Below are 21,061 nucleotides of genomic sequence, written 5' to 3'. Positions count from 1 at the left end.
CAGTATCCCGGGGAGCGGCCCGCGCCCGTCACGGCGTGCAGACCTTGGTGAGCTCGCCCGCCGCGTCGGTGATCGGGCCGACATCGGGGGTGGCATCGCCGTTCTTGATGGACCGGCGGACGTCGTCGACGGATTCGTCGAGGTCGTCGACGGCCTTGTTCACGTCGGTGTCGTCGGTCTTCTCACCGATCTTGTCGAGGTTCTTGCCGATGTTGTCGAGCGCGCGGTCCGCCTCGGCGGGGTTGTCGCCGGCGTTCTCGACGGCCTGCTGGAGGTCGGTGACGCTGTCGGCGATGGCGTCCGCGGTCTGGACGCAGTCCAGGGCCTTGGAGACGGCGTCGCAGCCGGTGAGACCGAGGCCGGCCGGCAGGACGATGAGTGCTGTGGCGACAGCGGTGACGATACGACGGTGGCGCGCGGCCATGGTTCGGTCCCTCCCCGGGGTGCGTACGGGCGCGCGGTTCTGCCCGTGCGCCCGTACTTGTTACAACGCCCAGCGAGGGGTTGTTGGTTGCCTGCCGTGCCCCAGTGACTATCGCGTGGCTTCGAGCGCCTCGCGCTGGAAGGTGGCGAGGTCCTCGCAGCCGCCGACGGCGAGGTCGAGGAGGGCATTGAGTTCCTTGCGGGCGAAGGGCTCGGCTTCGGCGGTGCCCTGGACCTCGACGAAGCGGCCGTCGCCGGTGCAGACGACGTTCATGTCGGTGTCGGCCCTGACGTCCTCCTCGTAGCAGAGGTCGAGGAGCGGTACGCCGCCGACGATGCCGACGGAGACGGCGCTGACGGTGCCGGTGAGGGGCTGGCGGCCGTGCTTGATCAGCTTCTTGCCCTGGGCCCAGGTGACGGCGTCGGCGAGGGCGACGTAGGCGCCGGTGATGGCGGCGGTGCGGGTGCCGCCGTCGGCCTGGAGGACGTCGCAGTCGAGGACGATGGTGTTCTCGCCGAGTGCCTTGTAGTCGACGACGGCGCGCAGCGAGCGGCCGATGAGGCGGCTGATCTCGTGGGTGCGGCCGCCGATCTTGCCGCGGACGGCTTCGCGGTCGCCGCGGGTGTTGGTGGAGCGGGGCAGCATCGAGTACTCGGCGGTGACCCAGCCTTCGCCGCTGCCCTTGCGCCAGCGCGGGACGCCTTCGGTGACGGAGGCGGTGCAGAAGACCTTGGTGTCGCCGAAGGAGATGAGGACGGAGCCCTCGGCGTGCTTGCTCCAGCCGCGTTCGATGGTGACGGGGCGGAGTTGTTCGGGGGTGCGGCCGTCGATGCGGGGCGATGAGGACATGCGTTGAGCCTAGCCTTTGAGCAGGGCCCGGAGTCCCCCGCACGTGAGGGCTGCGGCCGCCCTCCACGCCGCCCTCCACGTCGCCCTCCACGTCGCCCTCCCTGTCGCGCTTCGCGCTCGTCCTCAAACGCCGGACGGGCTTGATCGCTGACGCCGAGGGGCCCCGTCCTGCGAGCAGGTCGGGGCCCCTTGGACGGTGAGTTCAGGAACTCACATCATGTCTTCGATGTCGGCGGCGATCGGGTCGGCGTCGGTGCCGATGACGACCTGGATCGCGGTGCCCATCTTGACGACGCCGTGGGCGCCCGCGGCCTTCAGCGCGGCGTCGTCGACCAGGGCGGGGTCCTTGACCTCGGTGCGGAGGCGGGTGATGCAGCCCTCGACCTCTTCGATGTTGTCGATGCCGCCGAGCCCGGCAACGATCTTCTCAGCCTTGCTGGCCATGGTGTTCTCCCTGTTGTTCTCACGGCTGGGGGGTCCGGGGTCGCTCCCGGGGGTGCAGCCATCGTCGCGGCGTTCGACCCACCGTCGGTCCGCTTTGTCACGGTAACGCACGGTTGGACCATCTTCGCGGGCGGTTACGGCAGTCGTACCCAATGATGACGATCAAGGTGTCGTCCCCACCGGATGGCACACCCACCGTTCCGCAACTGGTCTACACCACTTTTCAACGACCGCCAAACCTGGCTTGTTCCGGGAGGGACGCCGATGAGTTCCCCAGCCGCAGCGGTGCCGCAGAAGGCGCCGCAGAAGATGTGGTGGAACGGCCTGTTCCAGGGCCTGCAGAAGATGGGCCGCAGCCTTCAGCTGCCCATCGCGGTCCTGCCCGCCGCGGGCATCCTGAACCGGCTCGGGCAGCCCGACGTGTTCGGCAAGGACGGCCTCGGCTGGACGGGCGTGGCCAAGGTCTTCGCGGGAGCGGGCGGCTCGCTGCTCGACTCCTCCCTCGGCCTGCCGCTGCTGTTCTGCATCGGTGTCGCGATCGGCATGGCGAAGAAGTCGGACGGCTCCACGGCGCTCGCGGCGGTCGCGGGTTTCCTCGTCTTCTACGCGGTGCTCCGCGCCTTCCCCGACGACTGCCCGCAGGACACCACGTTCGGCGCCGCGGGCATGTGGAGCGGGGTGTGCGTGGCGGAGGACGGGACGGTCGCACAGGCCGCGTACCAGAATCCGGGGGTCTTCGGCGGCATCGTGATGGGGCTGCTCGCCGCCTGGTTCTGGCAGCGCTTCCACCGGGTGAAGCTGGTGGACTGGCTCGGCTTCTTCAACGGCCGCCGCCTCGTGCCGATCATCATGGCCTTCGTCGGCCTGATCTTCGCGGGCCTCTGCGTGTGGATCTGGCCGCCGATCGGCGACGCGCTGACCAGCTTCTCCAAGTGGCTCGTCGATCTCGGCTGGCTGGGCTCGGGCATCTTCGGTGTCGCCAACCGCGCGCTGCTCACGGTCGGCCTGCACCAGTTCCTGAACACGTTCGTCTGGTTCCAGTTCGGCGACTACACGAAGCCGGACGGCACGATGGTGCACGGTGACATCAACCGGTTCCTCGCGGGCGACCCGACGGCGGGCCAGTTCACCTCGGGCTTCTTCCCGATCATGATGTTCGCGCTGCCCGCCGCGGCGCTCGCGATCACGCACTGCGCGCGCCCGGAGCGCCGCAAGGTGGTCGGCGGCCTGATGCTCTCGGTCGGTCTGACGTCGTTCGTCACGGGCATCACCGAGCCGATCGAGTACTCGTTCCTCTTCATCGCGCCCCTGCTGTACGCGATCCACGCGGTGCTGACCGGTGTGTCGATGGCGGTGACGTGGGCGCTGGGCGTGAAGGACGGCTTCAGCTTCTCGGCGGGGTTGATCGACTACGTCATCAACTGGAGTCTGGCGACCAAACCATGGCTGATCGTCCCGATCGGACTGTGCTTCGCCGTCGTGTACTACGCGCTATTCCGCTTCGTCATCACGAAGTTCGATCTGCACACCCCGGGACGCGAACCGGAGGAAGAGGCAGAGGCTTTGGACAGGGAGCAGACGAAGGCGTAGCTTCCGGAGCGGAGGCAAGCGAACGGAAACGAAGGAAAGCGGAGGGAAGCAGAGGAGAGCTCAGGGAGCTCACGGGGCAGGCTCTTCGCATTCCGCTTAGCGGCCCTCGGACCTCGGGTCCGGGGGTCTTTGGTCTGTCATATCCGGATATGGCCGACCCCACAGGAATCACGGGTTCCTTACGTCACCTTCACCGTGCTACAACAGGTCTACACCAGTAATTGGTGTAGACCACGCGGCCTTCTCGCCGCGTCCCCCGGAGACGCCGCCGTCCCCCACTTCCATGTCCCCAGGCGGCGCCTTGCCCACTGGAGGAAGTTGTGTCCACGGCCAGTTCCGCTCCCGCGGCCGACAAGAAGAAGGGCGCCGGCGTGATGGCTGTCATGCAGCGCATCGGCCGCAGCCTGATGCTGCCGGTCGCCGTGCTGCCCGCCGCAGCCCTCCTGGTCCGATTCGGCCAGGACGACATGCTCGGCAAGGAGTCCTTCCCGACCTTCATCAACAAGCTCGCGAGCTACATGGCGGCGGGCGGTGGCGCGCTGCTCGACAACATGGCGCTGCTGTTCTGCGTCGGCATCGCGATCGGCTTCGCCAAGAAGTCGGACGGCTCGACGGCCCTCGCGGCCGTCACCGGCTACCTGGTCTTCCAGAAGGTGCTCGCCACCTTCACGGACAAGAACCTGCCGAAGGTCGCCTCCGTCGTGGACGGCAAGATAGTCATGAACGAGGCGCCGGTGAACGCCGGTGTGCTCGGCGGCGTGGTCATGGGCATCATCGTCGCCCTGCTCTACCAGAAGTTCTACCGGACCAAGCTGCCCGACTGGGCCGGCTTCTTCGGCGGCCGCCGCCTCGTCCCGATCCTGTCCGCCTTCGCGGGCCTGGTCGTGGGCATCGTCTTCGGTCTGATCTGGCCGGTCCTCGGCGCCGGCATCCACAACTTCAGTGAGTGGCTGGTCGGTTCGGGCGCCGTCGGCGCGGGTGTCTTCGGTGTCGCCAACCGCGCGCTGATCCCCGTCGGCATGCACCACCTCCTGAACTCCTTCCCGTGGTTCCAGGCGGGCACGCACACCGACGGCGGCGTGGACTACCACGGCGACATCGCGCGCTTCCTGCACCACGACCCCTCCGCGGGCCAGTTCATGACCGGCTTCTTCCCGATCATGATGTTCGCGCTCCCCGCGGCCTGCCTCGCGATCGTGCACTGCGCCCGTCCAGAGCGCCGCAAGGTCGTCGGCGGCATGATGTTCTCCCTCGCGGCCACCGCGTTCGTGACCGGTGTGACCGAGCCGATCGAGTTCACCTTCATGTTCATCGCGCCGGTCCTGTACGCGATCCACGCGGTGCTCACCGGTGTCTCCATGGCGCTGACCTGGGCGCTCGGCATGAAGGACGGTTTCGGCTTCTCGGCCGGCGCGGTCGACTTCCTGCTGAACCTCGGCATCGCGAAGAACCCGTGGGGCCTGGCCCTGGTCGGCCTCTGCTTCGCCGCGGTCTACTACGTGGTCTTCCGCTTCGCGATCACCAAGTTCAACCTGCCGACGCCGGGCCGCGAGTCCGACGAGGAGCTCGCCGAGCTCCTGAAGGCGGAGGGCAAGTAGCCTCCGCCGCACCTGAGTGACGTAAGCCCCTCGCCATGAGTACCAACGGCGAGGGGCTTCGCCGTGCCCGGCGGCATACGGTCGAGGCATGAGCGACGACCAGCAGACCCCCCGCATCCTCGACCTCGACCGCGAACACCTCGCCGCCCTGCGCGGCCGCGCCCTGACCGCCTCCGTGGCCGCCGCCGAGGGCCGCACCATGGTCGCCGAGGTCTTCGCCGACCGCGCCGCCCTGATCCCGATGCCGGGCATGCCGGGCGTCCACAACGCCGAGCTCGTCGCGGCCTTCGGCGCCGACATCGTCGTACTGAACCTCATCGAGCGCGCCTGGGACAGCGAGCGCCTCGACCTGCCGGGCCTCGGCACGTTCACCTCCATCGCCGACCTCGCCGCGTACATCGGCCGCCCCGTCGGCATCAACCTGGAGCCCGGCGACGTCCCCGAGATCCGCCGCGCCAAGCCCGAGTACGCCAAACGCCTCGTCGACATGGGTGCGGCGATGCTCTGCCTGACGGCGAATCCGGGCACGGGCGGCTCGTACGAGGGTCTGGCGCGGGTCACCGAGGAGCTGCGCGCGGGGCTCGGCGACGACGTGGCGCTGTGGAGCGGCAAGATGCACCACGCGGGCCATCCGGAGCGGGTGACGGTGGAGCGGCTGACGTCACTGGTGGACGCGGGCGCCGACGGAGTGGTGCTGCCCCTGCCGGGCACGCTGCCGGGCGTCACCAGGGAGCTGGCCGCGCAGGCGGTGGCGGCGGTGCAGGACGCGGGCGCGGTGGTGATGGGCGCGATCGGCACCAGCCAGGAGGGCAGCCACGCGAACGTGGTGCCCCAACTCGCCCTGACGGCGAAGGAGGTGGGCATCGACGCCCACCACTTCGGGGACTCGTTCCTGCCGGGGATGTGCGACCCGGAGGTCATGTACGACTACTCGGTGGCGATCCGCGGCCGCCGCCACACGTGGAACCGGATGGCGCTGGGCGGCCGCGGGCACCGCGGGGCCTGAGCCGTCAGATCTCGTACGTCGCGCCGGGCGCCGCGAGGCCGGTCGGGCCCGCGTAGACGGCGCGGGCGTCGGCGAGGTTGGCCTGGGGGTCCGTCCACGGCGGGATGTGCGTGAGCAGCAACCTTCCTGCATCGGCGCGCCGGGCGGACTCGCCCGCCTCCCGGCCGTTCAGGTGCAGGTCGGGGATGTTCTCCTTGCCGTGCGTGAAGGCGGCCTCGCACAGGAAGAGGTCGCTGCCCGCGGCGAGTTCGTCCAGGGCGGCGCAGGGCCCGGTGTCCCCGGAGTACGTGAGGGACTTCCCGGCGTGTTCGACGCGGATGGCGTACGCCTCGACGGGGTGGCACATCTTCTCGGTGCGCACGGCGAACGGGCCGATGTCGAACGAGGCGGGCTTGACCGTGTGGAAGTCGAAGACCTCGCTCATCGAGGAGGCGGAGGGCGTGTCGGCGTACGCGGTGGTCAGGCGCTGCTCGGTGCCTTCGGGGCCGAAGACCGGGATGGGGGCGCAGCGGCCGCCCTCGTGCCGGTAGTAGCGCGCGACGAAGTACGCGCACATGTCGATGCAGTGATCGGCGTGCAGATGGCTGAGGAAGATCGCGTCGAGGTCGTACAGACCGATGTGGCGCTGCAGCTCGCCGAGGGCACCGTTGCCCATGTCGAGCAGCAACCGGAAGCCGTCGGCCTCGACGAGGTAGCTCGAGCAGGCCGAGTCCGCGGACGGAAACGACCCCGAGCAGCCGACGACGGTGAGCTTCATGAAGCTGGAACCTCCGCGCTGGCAGGAGAGCTGGGGGGTGGTGTGCGGTTCGTCGAGCGTAAGGCGCAAAAGGCCTGGTCGCTCCTCCGTCGCGGGCCGTTGTGGGGGAACTCACCTGCACTGTCACCGGTTCGGGGGTCTCTTGGGGCGCTCGGGGCGCGGTGGGCGGCGGGGCGTGCGCGCCGGTACGGTCGACCCCATGGATACGTCCTGGTGGCTGGCGCTCGCCGCCGTGGTGGTGCTCGCGCTCGTCGTCACACTGGTGGACGGCTGGGGGCGCGGTCCGCGCGTGTCCAGCTCCCGGCCGCCGGGCAGGACCCGTCCGCCGCGGGGTCCCCGAGGGCGGCTGCCCGCGCCGCGGCCCGGGGAGATCTGGTGGGCGCGGGTCCCGTACGAGGACGGCCCCGGCGGCAAGGACCGGCCGTGCCTGGTCCTGTCCGTGCGCGGCTCCGTACGCGGCTCCGTGCGCGGCCGGAGCGCCCGCGTCGCGAAGATCACCAGCAAGTACCACGACGAGCGGCGGGGCGTGATCACGCTGCCGCCGGGGGCGGTGGGCGACGCGCAGGGCCGCCCGAGCTTCCTGGAGACGGACGAGCTGCGGGACGTTCCACTGGGGGAGTTCCGGCGCCGGGCCGGGGTGGTGGATCCGGTGGTGTGGGATCAGGTGAGGTATCTGGCCGGGTAGCCCTGGCTGTCCCCGGCGCGCCGTCTCCTGGGGCTCCGCCCCAGACCCCGCTCCTCAATCGCCGGAGGGGCTGGGTTGTGCCCCAGCCCCTCCTGCATCGCTCAACCTGCGGCTAAGCCCACAGTTGGCCCTGCAGCGCTTCGATCGCCGCCTCGGTCGTCTCCGCCGTGTAGACGCCCGTCGACAGGTACTTCCAGCCGCCGTCGGCGACGACGAAGACGATGTCGGCGGACTCCCCCGCCTTGACGGCCTTCTTGCCGACCCCGATCGCCGCGTGCAGCGCGGCCCCCGTGGAGACGCCCGCGAAGATGCCCTCCTGCTGGAGGAGTTCGCGGGTCCGGGTGACGGCGTCGGCGGAGCCGACGGAGAAGCGGGTGGTCAGGACGGAGGCGTCGTACAGCTCGGGAACGAAGCCCTCGTCGAGGTTGCGCAGGCCGTAGACGAGGTCGTCGTAGCGCGGCTCGGCGGCGACGATTCTGATGTCGGGCTTGTGCTCGCGCAGGTAGCGGCCGACGCCCATGAGCGTGCCGGTGGTGCCGAGACCGGCCACGAAGTGGGTGATGGACGGCAGGTCGGTGAGGATCTCCGGGCCCGTCGTCGCGTAGTGGGCGCCCGCGTTGTCCGGGTTGCCGTACTGGTAGAGCATCACCCAGTCCGGGTGCTCGGCGGAGAGCTCCTTGGCGACGCGGACGGCGGTGTTGGAGCCGCCGGCCGCCGGGGAGGAGATGATCTCGGCGCCCCACATGGTGAGCAGCTCGCGCCGCTCCTGCGAGGTGTTCTCCGGCATGACGCACACGATGCGGTAGCCCTTGAGCCTGGCCGCCATGGCGAGCGAGATGCCGGTGTTGCCCGAGGTCGGCTCCAGGATCGTGCAACCGGGCGTCAACCGGCCGTCCTTCTCGGCCTGTTCGACCATGTGGAGGGCCGGCCGGTCCTTGATGGAGCCGGTCGGGTTGCGGTCCTCCAGCTTGGCCCAGACGCGGACGTCTTCCGAAGGCGAGAGCCGCGGCAGGCGGACGAGCGGCGTGTTGCCGACCGCGGCGAGCGGGGAGTCGTAGCGAGGCATCCGGGGGCGGGCCTAGACCATGCCGCCGGCGACGGCCGGCAGGATCGTGACGCTGTCGCCGTCGGCGAGCTTCGTGGAGATGCCGTCGAGGAAGCGGACGTCCTCGTCGTTGAGGTAGACGTTGACGAAGCGGCGCAGCTTGCCGTCGTCGACGATGCGCTCGGCGATGCCCTGGTGGCGCGAGTCGAGGTCGGTGAAGAGCTCGGCGAGGGTGTCTCCGCTGCCCTGGACGGCCTTCTCGCCGTCGGTGTAGGTGCGGAGGATGGTCGGGATGCGGACCTCGATGGCCATGCTGGGGCTCCTGTCAGGGGTCGAGAAGTGCGGGTGGTGGGCGCGCGGCGACGCGGTGCTTGCGGTGGTGCCCGGGTGTACGTGTACGTGGGTGTACGGAGTACGGCGCCGCGGCCCACGGCCTGCGGCGGCACGGTTCAGCGGGTACAGATCGCGCTGGCGAGGCGGCACAGATCGACGTGCAGCCGCGCAACGAGCAGTGCGCCCGGCGTCTTTTCGCTCACGTCGTGGGGAACCATGCGGTCATCGTATCGATTCCCGGTCCGGATCCCGGAATGTGATCTCAGCTGGTGGACGGAATTCGCTCAGGATGCGGGCGGCGGCAGATAGACGACGGTCGGGGCGCCGGTCAGCGGATGCGTGCTGACCTCGGCGGTCACGCCGTAGACGGTGGCGAGCAGCTCGGCGGTGAGGACGTCCTTCGGCGGCCCGGAGGCGACGAGGCGGCCGCCGTCCAGGACGTAGAGGCGGTCGCAGTAGTACGCCGCGAGGTTCAGGTCGTGCAGGGCCAGCAGGTTCGTCGTGCCCAGATCCCGTACGAAGGAGAGGATGTCGAGCTGGTAGCGGATGTCCAGGTGGTTGGTGGGTTCGTCGAGGACGACGAGGGTGGGCTGCTGCACGAGGGCGCGGGCCACCAGGGCGCGCTGGCGCTCGCCGCCGGACAGCGAGGGGAAGGCGCGGTGGGCGAGTTCCTCGACGCCGACGCGGGCGAGCGCCGCCGTGACGAGTTCCTCGTCGGCCGCCGTGTCCGCCTCCCAGAACCGCTTGTGCGGGGAGCGGCCCATCGCGACCACCTCCCGGGCGGTGAGCTCGAACGCCGCCTGACCGTCCTGCGGGACCGTGGCGAGGCGGCGGGCGCGCGCTTTGGGGCTGAGCGTGTGCAGGTCGTCGCCGTCGAGGAGGGCGCGGCCTCCGGTGGGGCGCAGCGTGCCGTACACGCAGCGCAGCAGCGTCGTCTTGCCGCTGCCGTTGGGGCCGACGACGCCGACGGTCTCGCCGGGGGCGGCGGTGAGGTCGACGGCGTCGACGAGGAGGCGTCCTGCCACCTCGTACGAGAGTGCTTCGGTGCGCAGTGCGCCGGCGGGCCGGGTCGGGTGGGTCATACCGGTACTCCTTCGGTGCGCCGCCGCAGCAGCCACAGGAAGAACGGGCCGCCGGTGAGCGCGGTGAGCACGCCCACGGGGATGTCCTGCGGCGCGGCGACGGTGCGCGCGGCGAGGTCGGCGACGACCAGGAAGACCGCGCCCATCAGCGCGACGACCGGCAGCAGCGCGCGGTGGGCGGCGCCGACCAGCATGCGGGCGGCGTGCGGCACCATCAGGCCGACGAAGCCGATGGCCCCGCTGTAGGCGACCAGGACGCCGGTGAGGAGTGAGGCGAGCACGAAGACGCCGACGCGGAAGCGGGCGGCGTCCAGGCCGAGGACGGTGGCGCCCTCCTCCCCCGCGAGGAGCAGGTCGAGGGGGCGGGCCATGACCATCAGGAGGGCCGTACCGAGGACCAGCGTGACGCAGGGCAGGGCGAGCATGTCCCAGCGGGCGCTGCCGAGGCCGCCGAGCGTCCAGTACAGGACCTCCTTGAGGTGGTCCGCGCTGTCGGCGGTGACCAGGATGAGGCTGGTCAGCGCGGACAGGATGTACGAGACGGCGACGCCCGCGAGGATCAGGCGGCCGGTGGCGAAGCCGCCGCCACCGCTTCTGGCCAGGGCGTAGACGAGGACCAGCGAGACCAGGGCGCCCGCGAAGGAGGCGGCCGGGATCGTGAGGGTGGTCGACAGGGCGCTGCCCAGGCCGAAGACGCTCCCGAGCACGATGGCGCAGACCGCGCCGACGGAGGCGCCCGAGGAGACGCCGAGCAGGAACGGGTCGGCGAGGGGGTTGCGGACGAGGGCCTGGAGGACGGTGCCGATGACTGCCAGTCCGGCGCCTACGGCTGCGCCGAGCAGGACCCTGGGGAGTCTTACGTCAAGGACGATGGTTCGGAACGGGGAGGGTTCCGCTCTTCCCGTGAGGATCTCTATGACCTGGCTCGGGGGGATGCGGACGGAGCCTAGGGCCAGCCCGGCGAGTGTCGCTCCCGCTAGGGCGGCTGTGAGGACTGCCAGCGTGAGGAGTCGGCGCCCCCGTGCGTCCCGTCTATCGCCCTGCGGGCTCGTCCTCAAACGCCGGACGGGCTGAAAGGACCTCACAGCTGTGCCGCCAGTTTCCTCACCGCCTCCGGTGCTCGTACGCCGGTTACCACGTCCGAGAGCGGCAGGACCGCGAAGCTCTTGTTCTTGATGGCGGGGACGTCCTGGAGGGCCGGGTCGTCCAGGAGGCGCTTCTTTTTCTGGGCGAGGGTGGTGGCGCCGTAGTCGAGGATGAGGATGGTCTCGGGCTTGCGCTCGACGACCTTTTCCCAGGACGCGTCGCTGAAGGACTTGTTCACGTCGGCGAAGACGTTGTGGCCGCCCGCCCGTTCGATGATGTCGTTGTTGATGCCGCGGCCGCCCGCAGTGAACGCGGTCTTGTCGCCGCTGTCGTAGACGAAGACGGAGCGGGTCTTCTTGCCCTTGGACTTGGCGGCGGTGGCGGCCAGTTCGCGGCGGGCGCCGCTGACCCACTTGTCGGCGCGGGCCCGCACGCCGAACGTGGCGCCGACCTCGCGGACCTCGCGGTAGACGTCGTCCATGGAGACGGGGTGCTGTGCGCAGCCCTCGACGTTGAGGCGGCTTTCGATGCCGGACTTGGCGAGGGCGGAGCGGCTGCGGCCGTCCCCGGCGAGGAAGGCGCTCGCGTAGCCGCCGTACACGTAGTCGGGGTCGGCGGCGAGCACTTTCTCGTAGGAGGGGTACTCCTTGGCGAGCACCGGGATCGACTCGTACGCCTTCTCGTACTCGGGCAGGACCTTGTCGTCGAGGTAGGCGGTCCCGGCGATGTGCTCCTTGAGGCCGAGGGCCAGCATCACTTCGGTGGCGTGCTGGTTCATGGTGACGGCGCGCTTCGGGGGTGCGTCGTACGTCGTCTTCACGCCGCAGTTGGTGACGGTGTACGGGAATCCGGCGGTCTTGGCGGCGGGCTTCGTGTCACCGTCCGAACCGGAGGAGGAGCACGCGGCGAGCGGGACGAGCAGGGCGGTCGCGGCGAGCGCGCGTATGCCGGTGTGACGGCGGGACATGATGAAACTGCCTCCTCCAGGGGATTTCCGCGTCCCCTGCGTTGCGTGGAGCAAGGCGGCAGGTCAGTTCCTGACTCCCCCGCCCCCGGCCGGTGCTTGCCGGGAGGGGACGGGGTCACAGTGGCGGGACCGTGCCGGTTTCGCACCGGCTTCCTGGTTCCTGCCGCCTCAAGGTCGAAGGTCAGTATGCCTCGACGACCTGCACCTCTTCCTCGGTGACCGTGCCGTCCACGATCCGATAGGAGCGGAACTGGAAGGGGCCCGCGTCGTCGGTGTCCGCCGTGGAGACCAGGACGTAGTGTGCGCCGGGCTCGTTGGCGTAGGTGATGTCGGTGCGCGAGGGGTAGGCCTCGGTCGCGGTGTGCGAGTGGTAGACGATCACCGGTTCCTCGTCGCGGTCGTCCATCTCGCGGTAGAGCTTGAGGAGGTCGCCCGAGTCGAACTCGTAGAACGTGGGCGAGCGGGCCGCGTTCAGCATCGGGATGAAGCGCTCGGGGCGGCCGGTGCCCGCCGGGCCCGCGACCACACCGCAGGCCTCGTCGGGGTGGTCCTGGCGCGCGTGCGCGACGATCTGGTCGTGGAGGGCCTGGGTGAGGGTCAGCATGGGAGTCAGGATAAGCAGAGGGCCCGCACCGTACCGAAGTGTGGTACGGGCGGGCCCGAATGCTGGACACGGCGCAGGGAAGAGCCGGTGTCCGAAGGCAGAACAGAGCCGGTGTCAGTCCTTCTCGACCGGAGTGCTGTCGGAGGTGACGGAGCCGTCGACAGCGGTCTTGCGCTTGGTGAACGCCGCGGCCTGCGGGTTGCGGCTCTTGAGGATCAGGTAGGAGATCGTGAGGATCGCGGCCCAGACCGGAGCGGCGTACAGCGAGATCCGCGCGTCCTTGTCGACGCCCATCATCACGATGACCATGCCGATGAAGAGCAGGGCGAACCAGCTGGTGTACGGGGCTCCCGGCGCCCGGAAGGTGGACTGCGGCAGCTCGCCGCGGTCGGCCTTGCGGCGGTAGCGGATCTGGCAGCACAGGATCATGATCCAGGCCCACATGCCGGAGATGGTCGCGAAGGAGACGACGTAGTTGAACGCCTCGCCCGGCCACTGGTAGTTGATCCAGACGCCGACCAGCATGAACGCGGCCGAGACGGTGGTGCCGGTCAGGGGCAGGCCGTTCTTCGTGAGCTTGGTGAAGAACTTCGGGCCCTGGCCGTTGAGCGCCAGGTCACGCAGCATGCGGCCGGTGGAGTACATACCGGAGTTGCAGGAGGAGAGTGCGGCGGTGAGGACCACGAAGTTCACGATGGCGGCGCCGACGCCGAGACCCATCTCCTCGAAGGCCTTCACGAACGGCGAGACACCCGGCTTGAACGAGGTCCACGGGACGACCGACAGGATCATGATGAGCGCGCCGACGTAGAAGACGGCGATGCGCCACGGCACGGTGTTGATGGCCTTGGGCAGGACGGTCTTCGGGTCCTTGGACTCGCCCGCGGTGACGCCGACGAGCTCGACGGCGAGGAAGGCGAACATCACGATCTGCAGGGTCATCAGCGTGGAGCCGATGCCGTTGGGGAAGAACCCGCCCTCGTCCCACAGGTGGGTCATGGACGCGGTGTCACCGGCGTCGGAGAAGCCGATGGTGAGGATGCCGACGCAGATCAGGATCATGCCGATGATGGCGGTGACCTTGACCATCGAGAACCAGAACTCCAGCTCACCGAAGAGCTTCACGGAGATGAGGTTCGCGCCGTACAGGATGACCGTGAAGACCAGCGCGTAGGCCCATTGTGGGAATGAGTCGTGTGTCCAGTACTGCATGTACTGGGCGGCCGCGGTCACTTCCGTGATGCCGGTGACGACCCAGAAGAGCCAGTACGTCCAGCCGGTCACGAACCCGAAGAAGGGGCCCATGAACTCGCGTGCGTACTCCGAGAAGGAGCCGGACACGGGCCGGTACATGAGGAGCTCGCCGAGCGCCCGCATGATGAAGAAGATGACGAGGCCCGCGATGGCGTACGCCAGGATGAGGCTGGGACCGGCCTTGTGAATGGCCTTGCCCGCGCCGAGGAACAGGCCGGTGCCGATGGCACCGCCGATCGCGATCATCTGGATCTGCCGGGCCCCGAGCCCGCGCTGGTACCCCTCGCCCTCGCCGGACGAGCCCTGGACGACCCCATTGCCGCCGTGCTCGCCGTGGTGCTCTTCGACCTGCACTGAGGTCATGGTGACGCCTTTCTCCATGCTGATCCGCGCCCGCACATCTGCGTTGTGGCTGCGGACCAGGTCCTGATCCCCCCGGATATGGATGGAGTGCTACCGGCGGTCTGCCGGCTGAAGCGCCCTCGGCGACATGGGTGGCGTCACCGAGCGGTCGTGAAGATTTATCACGGTGGCAACAGTGAGGGAATGAGCCACCTGTGGTGCAGACCACAGGAAGAAGCGGACAAAGCGCCCTTGACACCGCAAAAGCAGGCAACGCCTTGACGCGATCGTTATCCGGATTTGAGCATCCGCTGAGCGAACGGCCCATTCGGCGAACGGAACCTGTCTACTACATCAAACTTCGCTGCCGTCTGCACCGATTCTTGCCCGGAATCAGTCCAGCAACGTCCCGACCAGCGTTTCCTGTAGTCCGCCCAGCCAGAGGTAGGCCATCACCATTGGCTTGCGGGGGTCGGAGTCGGGGAGGCGGTAGAGCAGATCGGCGTCGTCCTCGTCGCTGACCTCCAGGCGCGTGCCGATCGCGAGCCGCAGGTCATTGAGGGCCGCCAGCCACTGCTGGGACTCCTCGACCGACAGTTTCAGGACAGCTCCGCCGTCGCCCGACGCCGCCATCGCGTCCAGCGAACGGATCACGACCAGCGCGTCGTCACGCTTCTTGGCCCGCAGGTCGTTCTCCGTGAAGCGCCGGAATTCCGCCGAATACGCCCGCGTCTCTTCGGGGTCGCCCGGCCCCTGCTCGCTCCCCGGGCCGCCGTAGGCGTCGGGCAGCAGGCGCTTCATCACCGGATCGGCGGGCGGCTCACTGGGCCCCTCGGCGAAAAGCTCCGCGAGCGGGTCGTCGGAGACCTCGCCGCCCGGCCCGGGGCCGATCAGCTCCAGGAGCTGCACGGCGAGGGAACGGATGATCGAGATCTCGACCTCGTCGAGTGCGACGGCGGCGCCGCCCCCGGGGATCGCTTCGAATTGTCCTGGCATCAGATGCGTCGCTACTTCCGGTCCTGCTGAAGGGTGGCCCACAGCCCGTACCCGTGCATGGCCTGCACGTCGCGCTCCATCTCTTCGCGGCTGCCGTTGGAGACGACCGCGCGGCCCTTCTGATGGACGTCCATCATCAGCTTCGTGGCCTTCTCCTTCGAGTACCCGAAGTAGCTCTGGAACACATACGTCACATAACTCATCAGATTGACCGGGTCGTTGTGCACGAGCGTGATCCAGGGGACGTCCGGTTCGGGGACGACGAGCGCCTCTTCGGCCGATTCCGGGCGGGTGATCTCTGCGGGAGCGGTACTCACTCGCCCCATGCTGCCACCCCGGAAGGGCCCCCGCACAAATGGCCTCCCGCGCGCCTCGCGAAATCGTCAGAGTGACGAGATAGGGGGTAGCATCCTTCATATGAACACAGCGGACCTTGGCCTGCCGGTGGATGTTCCGTCGACAGCGCTCTTCACGGACCAGTACGAGCTGACGATGTTGCAGGCCGCGCTGAAGGCGGGCACCGGCGACCGGCGTTCGGTCTTCGAGGTCTTCACCCGCAGGCTCCCCGAGGGCCGGCGCTACGGCGTGGTGGCCGGTACGGGGCGGGTCCTGGACGCCGTGGAGAACTTCCGCTTCGACGCCGACGTCCTCGGCTTCCTGCGCGAGCGCGGCATCGTCGACGAGGCGACCCTCGAATGGCTGGCCGCATACCGCTTCAGCGGCGACATCTGGGGCTACCCCGAGGGCGAGGTCTACTTCCCCGGCTCCCCCATCCTGCGCGTCGAGGGCTCCTTCGCGGAGTGCGTGCTCCTGGAGACCGTGATCCTCTCCATCCTCAACCACGACTCGGCCATCGCGGCCGCCGCATCGCGGATGTCCTCCGCCGCCGGTGACCGCCCGCTGATCGAGATGGGCGCCCGCCGCACCCACGAGCTGGCCGCCGTGGCCGCGTCCCGCGCCGCGTACGTCGGCGGCTTCGCGACCACCTCCGACCTGGCCGCCGGATTCCGCTACGACATCCCGACCGTCGGCACCAGCGCCCACGCCTTCACCCTGCTGCACGACAACGAACGCGACGCCTTCCAGGCCCAGGTCGACTCGCTCGGCCGCGGCACCACACTGCTCGTGGACACCTACGACGTGACCGAGGCGGTCCGTACCGCCGTCGAGGTCGCCGGGCCCGAGCTCGGCGCCGTCCGCATCGACTCCGGCGACCTGCTGCTCGTCGCCCACCGGGTGCGTCAGCAGCTGGACGAGCTCGGCGCGACCAAGACCAAGATCGTGGTCACCTCCGACCTCGACGAGTACGCCATCGCCTCGCTCGCGGCGTCGCCCGTGGACGCGTACGGCGTGGGCACCCAGCTCGTCACCGGCTCCGGGCACCCCACCTGCTCGATGGTCTACAAACTGGTGGCCCGCGCCCACTCCGCGGACCCGAAGGCCCCGTTGGAGCCGGTCGCGAAGAAGTCGCTCGGCGCCAAGTCCTCGCTGGGCGGCCGCAAGTGGGCGGCCCGCAGGACCGACGCGTACGGGGTGGCCGAGGCCGAGGTCGTCGGCACCGGGCCCGTGCCGACGGCGCTCGCCGACCGCCAGCTCCTGGTCGAGCTCGTCAAGGGCGGCGAGGTGGTCGCCCGCGAGCCGCTGGACACCGTCCGCGACCGGCACGCCGCGGCGCGTGCCGGGCTGCCCCTCTCGGCGACGCAGCTGTCGCGCGGCGAGGCGGTCATCCCCACGGAGTACGTCTGAGAGCCTGTCCTTGAACCCGGTCGGGAGCGGGGCCCGCACCGGCCGCCCGGCAGGTGCCCCCTCCCGCAACGGCCGTCAAGTCTCTACGCTCGGTTCATCCGGCCGAGTCCCCGCTGCCCCCGCCCTGCCGAGCCGAAGGACACCTCTCATGCGCCGCGCACTGATCGTCGTAGACGTGCAGAACGACTTCTGCGAAGGCGGCAGCCTCGCGGTGGCCGGTGGCGCGGACGTGGCCGCCGGAATCACCGAGCTGATCGGCCAGGCCCCCGCGGGCTACCGCCACGTCGTGGCCACCCGCGACCACCACATCGACCCCGGCGCCCACTTCTCCGACCACCCCGACTACGTGGACTCCTGGCCGCCGCACTGTGTGGCCGGTACGGAGGGCATCGGCTTCCACCCGAACTTCGCCCCCGCGGTCGCCTCCGGCGGGATCGACGCGGTGTTCTCCAAGGGGGCGTACTCGGCGGCGTACAGCGGCTTCGAGGGCGCCGACGAGAACGGGGTCTCCTTGGCGGAGTGGCTGCGGGAGCGGGACATCACCGAGGTCGACGTGGTGGGCATCGCCACGGATCACTGCGTTCGCGCCACGGCGCTTGACGCCGTGCGGGAGGGGTTCGGGACGACGGTGCTGCTCGATCTGACCGCGGGGGTCGGTGGGGCGACCACGGAGGCGGCGCTCACTGAGCTGCGCTCGGCCGGGGTGGAGCTCACGGGCAAGCCGGTCGTGTGACCTGCGGGACGCTGTGACCTGCGGGCCGGTGGGGGCTGGTCGCGCAGTTCCCCGCGCCCTTGACAGCACCTTCGGCCGGGCGGCAAGGAGGACCACTCAGGGGCGCGGGGAACTGCGCGACAAGCCACGACGCGCCCGCAGACAACAACGGCCCCGCAGCCTCAGAACCGCACCCCTGACCCGCTGGAGCGAGCCGCGCCCCGGCCCTGTCTCCGCAGCGCCCTGATCGGATGCCACAGCTCAAGGACGTCGTCCGGCGCCGTGCGCCATATCAGGCCGTCCGGATGGTGCAGCACCGCCGTGACCTCGTCCGGGGTCGGGGGCTCCGCGTTGCCCCGCAGGTACACCGCGCGCATGCCCAGATTGCGCAGCCGCGTCAGGGCCCTCGCCCGGTTCACGGCGTGCACGATCATCCTGACCGTGCCGCCGCCCGGCGACGGGCTCGGCAGGGTCAGCGCCACCACCACACTGCCGTTCGGCAGCTTGCAGAAACCTCCTGCGGACATGCTGGGTCACACCCCCGTGAGACGTCGCACGGTGCCCGGACTGGTCTTGGCCGGACCCCGCGTCAATAAGAAAGCCACAGCACGCACCTAAACACGATCGGCCGCCGCCCGCTAGAGGGCGACGGCCGATCATGGCTTGACCTGCGGAAACGCTAATTACTTCTTCGAGGGACCCACCTGGACCGTGATCGTCGAGCCATCCTTCGGCTGCTTGATGATCTTGATCTGAGTGTTGGTGTCAGTGACCTTCACACTTCCGGTGGGGTTTTCCTTGTACCAGTAGGTGCCCTTGTGGTCGTCGAAGACCGGGACGCCCTTCTGGGACTTGATCTTCAGCGCGACGTCCGCGTTGTGGAGCGTGAACTTGTCCGTCGCGTACGTGCTGAAGGGCGCGTCGAACGGCTGGATCTTGTTGCGCAGGACCGTGCCGTCCTTCCACTTCAGCGGCTTCGCGTGGGCGTCGACCGGCAGGATCAGACCCGAGCCGGGGTGGGCGCTCGTGTTGTTGTCCTTCTGCGAGGTGTCCCACTGCCAGACCATCAGGCCGGTCTGGTACGGGTAGTGCTCGACCCAGCCGGGGCGGACCTTCGAACCGAAGTTGTACGGGCCGACCTTGAGGGTCTTGTCGTACGACACGTACTGACGGTTCTCGGCGAGGTAGTACTGGTCGTACTTCTTGGTGAAGGACTCGCCGATGCGCGAAAAGCCCTTCGCCGTCCAGCCGTTGTCGTCGCCCTCGGCGCCGTCCTCGAACAGCTTGGTGCCGTCCGCGGTGACCGCGAGCGCGTCGGCCGCGAAGCCCTTGCCGCCCGCGCCGCCGTCCGTGGCGTAGCGGAAGCGGACGTCGATCTTCTTGCCCGCGTAGGCGTCGAGCGGGAAGGCCAGCTTCTGGTACTTGGCCGAGGCGCCGGTCAACGCGGGCTTGTCGCCGGCGTCACGAGTGATCGGCTTGCCGTCCGCGGTGCCGTCCACCGGCGTCCAGTTGGCGCCGTTGTCCGTCGAGACCTCGGTGTAGAGGTAGTCGTAGTTGGCCTCGATGTCCCACCAACCCTGCAGCGTGAGCTCGGCCTTGGACTTGCCGGTCAGGTCGACGGAGCGCGTCAGGGTGTTCTTGAGGTTGTCGCCCTGGTCGCTCCACCACTGCTTGGAGCCCTCGGCGGGCTTGGCGACGGTGGTGGTGACGGCCTTCTTCGGCAGGTCGACGACGAGCGCCTGGCGGTGCCGGGTGTTGTACTCCGAGACGCCCAGCTTGTGCTCGGACGTCGTCGCGGCCTTGGCCTTGGCGTAGTCGAGCCAGCCCAGCTGGAACTTGTCCCAGGCGGTCATGTCGCCCGGCATGTCGCCGATGGCTTCCTTGCCGGTGCCGAGCCAGGAACCGGCCGACATCAGCGACCAGAAGCCGACGGAGTTGTCGCCCTTGCCCGTGGTGTCGTACAGGTCGGGCAGGCCCAGGTCGTGGCCGTACTCGTGGGCGAAGACGCCGAGGCCGCCGTTCTCCGGCTGCATCGTGTAGTCGCCGACCCAGATGCCCGTGTCGCCGATCTGGGTGCCGCCCGCCTTGTTGTTGGCGGGGCCGGTCTTGCCCGCGTCGTTGCCGTACGCGTACCAGCGGTGCGCCCACAGGGCGTTGGTGCCCTCGGCGCCGCCGCCGGCCGACTCGTCCTCGCCCGCGTGCACGAGCTGGAAGTGGTCGATGTACCCGTCGGGCTCGTTGAAGTCGCCGTCACCGTCGAAGTCGTTGCGGTCCCAGAGGTCGTACTTGGCCAGGTCCGCCTTGACCTGCGCGTCCGTGCGGCCCTTGGCCTTCTGGTCCTTGGCCCAGGCGGTCACGCCGTCCTTGACCGCGTCCCAGACGTTCGGGCAGTTGGTGTCGCCGCAGTAATTCGAGCCGTAGCGGGCCTCGTTGTAGTCGACCTTGACCCAGTCGGAGACCTCGCCGTCGACCGAGTACCGGCCCGAGGAGGTCTTCTCGTAGTAGGTCTTCAGCGAGTGCTTCGCCTTGCCCTTGGCGTCCTTGCCCTTGCCGAAGTACAGGTCCTGGAAGTGCTTCTTGCTGTAGTCCTTCTGCCAGGCCGTGCTGTTGTCCTTGGCACGATCCGGCTTGGCTATCTTGTTGTGCATCGGGCCCGGCTTGCCGCCGTACTTCTTGACCGGCTGCTCGGGGCCCTCCGGGCCGTCCGGGTCGTACATGGTCGTGTCGTCGACCTTGTTCCCGAACTCCACCAGGATCGTGAAGATCTTGTCGGTCTTCTCCCGGCCGAGCTCGACGTACTTCTTGTCGTCGAGCTTGACGACCTGGGAGCCGCCCTTCTTCTGGATCTTGGCGTCACCGGCGATGACCTGCTGCAGGGCAGCCTTGCGCTGCTGGGCCTGCTGCTTGCTGAACGGACCGTCCAGGTCGTGGTCGACCTGCGCCTTGGGCCTCGACGGGTCCTGCCGGTCGATGGACGGTGCCCCGCCCGAGGCGCCGTCCTCGGCCGAAGCCGTCGTGGCCGAGTACGTCGCGGCGGCCGCGGCCACCGCCACGGCCACCGCGGTGGCTCTGAACGTCCGTGTTCTGACTGTCACTTGATGCTGTCCTCCCCCGCGCCCGCGCGAATGTGGCGGACCGAAATTCCCGGTCGGAGGAGGTCCGCGCGCGATGTACGCGTCACAAGTGACGACATTCGACCGGAAGTACAGGAGAAAAGACAGACCTTGACTTGGACAGGCCAAGTGCACTATGCAGACGCCCGGCACCGCTATCCGGACACGGAGCACCCCCTCACGGACCGGGCCGATCGGTGCGCCGCACCGTCCACTTGCTGGACGTCATGAACCCGTGCGCCCCCTGTGCTCCGGCACCGTGGGTTAGGTCACGCTTACCAACCGTTCCCGTCGGGCATGGTGCCGAATAGAGTCAATCGACGGTGCGCCACCGCGCGAGGCGACACATCCCAAGTCGCCGCCGTCGGGCCCCCTTTGATTCGCAAAGCCCTTCCCACATCCGCATTCGCCCCCGTGGTCCACAAGAC

22 protein-coding genes and 1 riboswitch are annotated in these 21,061 nt (G+C 69.2%); of the genes, 6 read left to right on the top strand and 16 right to left on the bottom strand.

What is annotated here, in order from left to right; all coding sequences use genetic code 11:
* Window positions 1–28: 28 nt before the first annotated feature.
* The 3 genes from ABZ953_RS17605 to ABZ953_RS17595 all read right to left on the bottom strand — a co-directional run bounded on the left by ABZ953_RS17605 (window position 29) and on the right by ABZ953_RS17595 (window position 1,828).
* A complete protein-coding gene (locus ABZ953_RS17605; protein WP_361723998.1) occupies window positions 29–424 on the bottom strand; it encodes a hypothetical protein in 396 nt (131 codons plus the stop codon).
* A gap of 108 nt (window positions 425–532) precedes the next feature.
* Window positions 533–1,273, bottom strand: coding sequence for a ribonuclease PH (gene rph / locus ABZ953_RS17600; protein ID WP_361723995.1), 741 nt, complete (start codon window positions 1,271–1,273; stop codon window positions 533–535).
* 210 nt (window positions 1,274–1,483) lie between these two features.
* Window positions 1,484–1,828: a PTS glucose/sucrose transporter subunit IIB gene (locus ABZ953_RS17595; RefSeq protein WP_361723992.1), complete on the bottom strand. Its 345-nt coding sequence runs from the start codon at window positions 1,826–1,828 to the stop codon at window positions 1,484–1,486.
* Between the two features lie 153 nt (window positions 1,829–1,981).
* Here ABZ953_RS17595 and ABZ953_RS17590 point away from each other — a divergent pair, with 153 nt between their 5' ends.
* From ABZ953_RS17590 to ABZ953_RS17580, 3 genes are all read left to right on the top strand, one after another.
* Complete coding sequence (locus ABZ953_RS17590) at window positions 1,982–3,307, top strand: PTS transporter subunit EIIC (RefSeq protein ID WP_361723989.1); 1,326 nt, start codon at window positions 1,982–1,984, stop codon at window positions 3,305–3,307.
* Window positions 3,308–3,627: 320 nt separating this feature from the next.
* Window positions 3,628–4,905, top strand: coding sequence for a PTS transporter subunit EIIC (locus ABZ953_RS17585; RefSeq protein WP_361723986.1), 1,278 nt, complete (start codon window positions 3,628–3,630; stop codon window positions 4,903–4,905).
* An 88-nt stretch (window positions 4,906–4,993) separates the two neighbouring features.
* Window positions 4,994–5,911 (top strand): hypothetical protein, encoded by a 918-nt coding sequence (locus ABZ953_RS17580; RefSeq protein WP_361723983.1) that lies wholly within the window; start codon window positions 4,994–4,996, stop codon window positions 5,909–5,911.
* 4 nt (window positions 5,912–5,915) lie between these two features.
* On the opposite strand, the gene ABZ953_RS17575 is transcribed toward ABZ953_RS17580, so the two are convergent.
* Window positions 5,916–6,668 (bottom strand): MBL fold metallo-hydrolase, encoded by a 753-nt coding sequence (locus tag ABZ953_RS17575; RefSeq protein ID WP_361723980.1) that lies wholly within the window; start codon window positions 6,666–6,668, stop codon window positions 5,916–5,918.
* Window positions 6,669–6,867: 199 nt separating this feature from the next.
* Here ABZ953_RS17575 and ABZ953_RS17570 point away from each other — a divergent pair, with 199 nt between their 5' ends.
* Window positions 6,868–7,353, top strand: coding sequence for a type II toxin-antitoxin system PemK/MazF family toxin (locus tag ABZ953_RS17570; RefSeq protein ID WP_361723977.1), 486 nt, complete (start codon window positions 6,868–6,870; stop codon window positions 7,351–7,353).
* 112 nt (window positions 7,354–7,465) lie between these two features.
* Here ABZ953_RS17570 and ABZ953_RS17565 read toward each other — a convergent pair whose 3' ends face one another.
* The 10 genes from ABZ953_RS17565 to clpS all read right to left on the bottom strand — a co-directional run bounded on the left by ABZ953_RS17565 (window position 7,466) and on the right by clpS (window position 15,388).
* Complete coding sequence (locus ABZ953_RS17565; RefSeq protein ID WP_361723974.1) at window positions 7,466–8,419, bottom strand: cysteine synthase; 954 nt, start codon at window positions 8,417–8,419, stop codon at window positions 7,466–7,468.
* 12 nt (window positions 8,420–8,431) lie between these two features.
* Complete coding sequence (locus ABZ953_RS17560; RefSeq protein WP_361723971.1) at window positions 8,432–8,710, bottom strand: MoaD/ThiS family protein; 279 nt, start codon at window positions 8,708–8,710, stop codon at window positions 8,432–8,434.
* 137 nt (window positions 8,711–8,847) lie between these two features.
* Window positions 8,848–8,949, bottom strand: coding sequence for a putative leader peptide (locus tag ABZ953_RS17555; RefSeq protein WP_361723968.1), 102 nt, complete (start codon window positions 8,947–8,949; stop codon window positions 8,848–8,850).
* Between the two features lie 66 nt (window positions 8,950–9,015).
* On the bottom strand, window positions 9,016–9,813 hold the full coding sequence (locus tag ABZ953_RS17550) for an ABC transporter ATP-binding protein (protein ID WP_361723965.1): 798 nt from the start codon (window positions 9,811–9,813) through the stop codon (window positions 9,016–9,018).
* Complete coding sequence (locus ABZ953_RS17545; protein ID WP_361724350.1) at window positions 9,810–10,814, bottom strand: iron ABC transporter permease; 1,005 nt, start codon at window positions 10,812–10,814, stop codon at window positions 9,810–9,812. The genes ABZ953_RS17550 and ABZ953_RS17545 overlap by 4 nt, the downstream gene beginning before the upstream one ends.
* 80 nt (window positions 10,815–10,894) lie before the next feature.
* Window positions 10,895–11,866, bottom strand: a complete 972-nt coding sequence (locus tag ABZ953_RS17540; RefSeq protein WP_361723962.1) for an ABC transporter substrate-binding protein — start codon at window positions 11,864–11,866, stop codon at window positions 10,895–10,897.
* Between the two features lie 43 nt (window positions 11,867–11,909).
* Window positions 11,910–12,084: riboswitch (cobalamin riboswitch) on the bottom strand.
* Window positions 12,048–12,470, bottom strand: a complete 423-nt coding sequence (locus ABZ953_RS17535) for a M67 family metallopeptidase (protein ID WP_361723959.1) — start codon at window positions 12,468–12,470, stop codon at window positions 12,048–12,050. (Overlaps the previous riboswitch by 37 nt.)
* A 114-nt stretch (window positions 12,471–12,584) precedes the next feature.
* Window positions 12,585–14,087, bottom strand: a complete 1,503-nt coding sequence (locus tag ABZ953_RS17530; protein WP_361723956.1) for an amino acid permease — start codon at window positions 14,085–14,087, stop codon at window positions 12,585–12,587.
* 372 nt (window positions 14,088–14,459) lie between these two features.
* Entirely contained in the window at window positions 14,460–15,062 is a 603-nt protein-coding gene (locus ABZ953_RS17525; protein ID WP_361723953.1) for a DUF2017 domain-containing protein, read from the bottom strand.
* Between the two features lie 11 nt (window positions 15,063–15,073).
* Entirely contained in the window at window positions 15,074–15,388 is a 315-nt protein-coding gene (gene clpS, locus ABZ953_RS17520) for an ATP-dependent Clp protease adapter ClpS (RefSeq protein ID WP_361723951.1), read from the bottom strand.
* 91 nt (window positions 15,389–15,479) lie between these two features.
* Between clpS and ABZ953_RS17515 the strand changes: the two genes are divergently transcribed.
* Window positions 15,480–16,808: a nicotinate phosphoribosyltransferase gene (locus ABZ953_RS17515; RefSeq protein WP_361723948.1), complete on the top strand. Its 1,329-nt coding sequence runs from the start codon at window positions 15,480–15,482 to the stop codon at window positions 16,806–16,808.
* 148 nt (window positions 16,809–16,956) lie between these two features.
* On the top strand, window positions 16,957–17,541 hold the full coding sequence (locus ABZ953_RS17510; protein ID WP_361723945.1) for an isochorismatase family protein: 585 nt from the start codon (window positions 16,957–16,959) through the stop codon (window positions 17,539–17,541).
* 161 nt (window positions 17,542–17,702) lie between these two features.
* Here the strand turns inward: ABZ953_RS17510 and ABZ953_RS17505 are convergent, their stop codons facing one another.
* A complete protein-coding gene (locus ABZ953_RS17505) occupies window positions 17,703–18,047 on the bottom strand; it encodes a hypothetical protein (RefSeq protein WP_361723942.1) in 345 nt (114 codons plus the stop codon).
* 156 nt (window positions 18,048–18,203) lie between these two features.
* Complete coding sequence (locus ABZ953_RS17500) at window positions 18,204–20,615, bottom strand: immune inhibitor A domain-containing protein (protein WP_361723939.1); 2,412 nt, start codon at window positions 20,613–20,615, stop codon at window positions 18,204–18,206.
* Between the last annotated feature and the right edge of the window lie 446 nt (window positions 20,616–21,061).

Origin of the sequence: Streptomyces sp. NPDC046465, from assembly GCF_040646035.1 — a bacterium.
In the GTDB taxonomy this organism is placed as follows: domain Bacteria; phylum Actinomycetota; class Actinomycetes; order Streptomycetales; family Streptomycetaceae; genus Streptomyces.
Note: the sequence above shows the minus strand (reverse complement) of the source record. Positions and strands in the feature narration are given on the sequence as shown.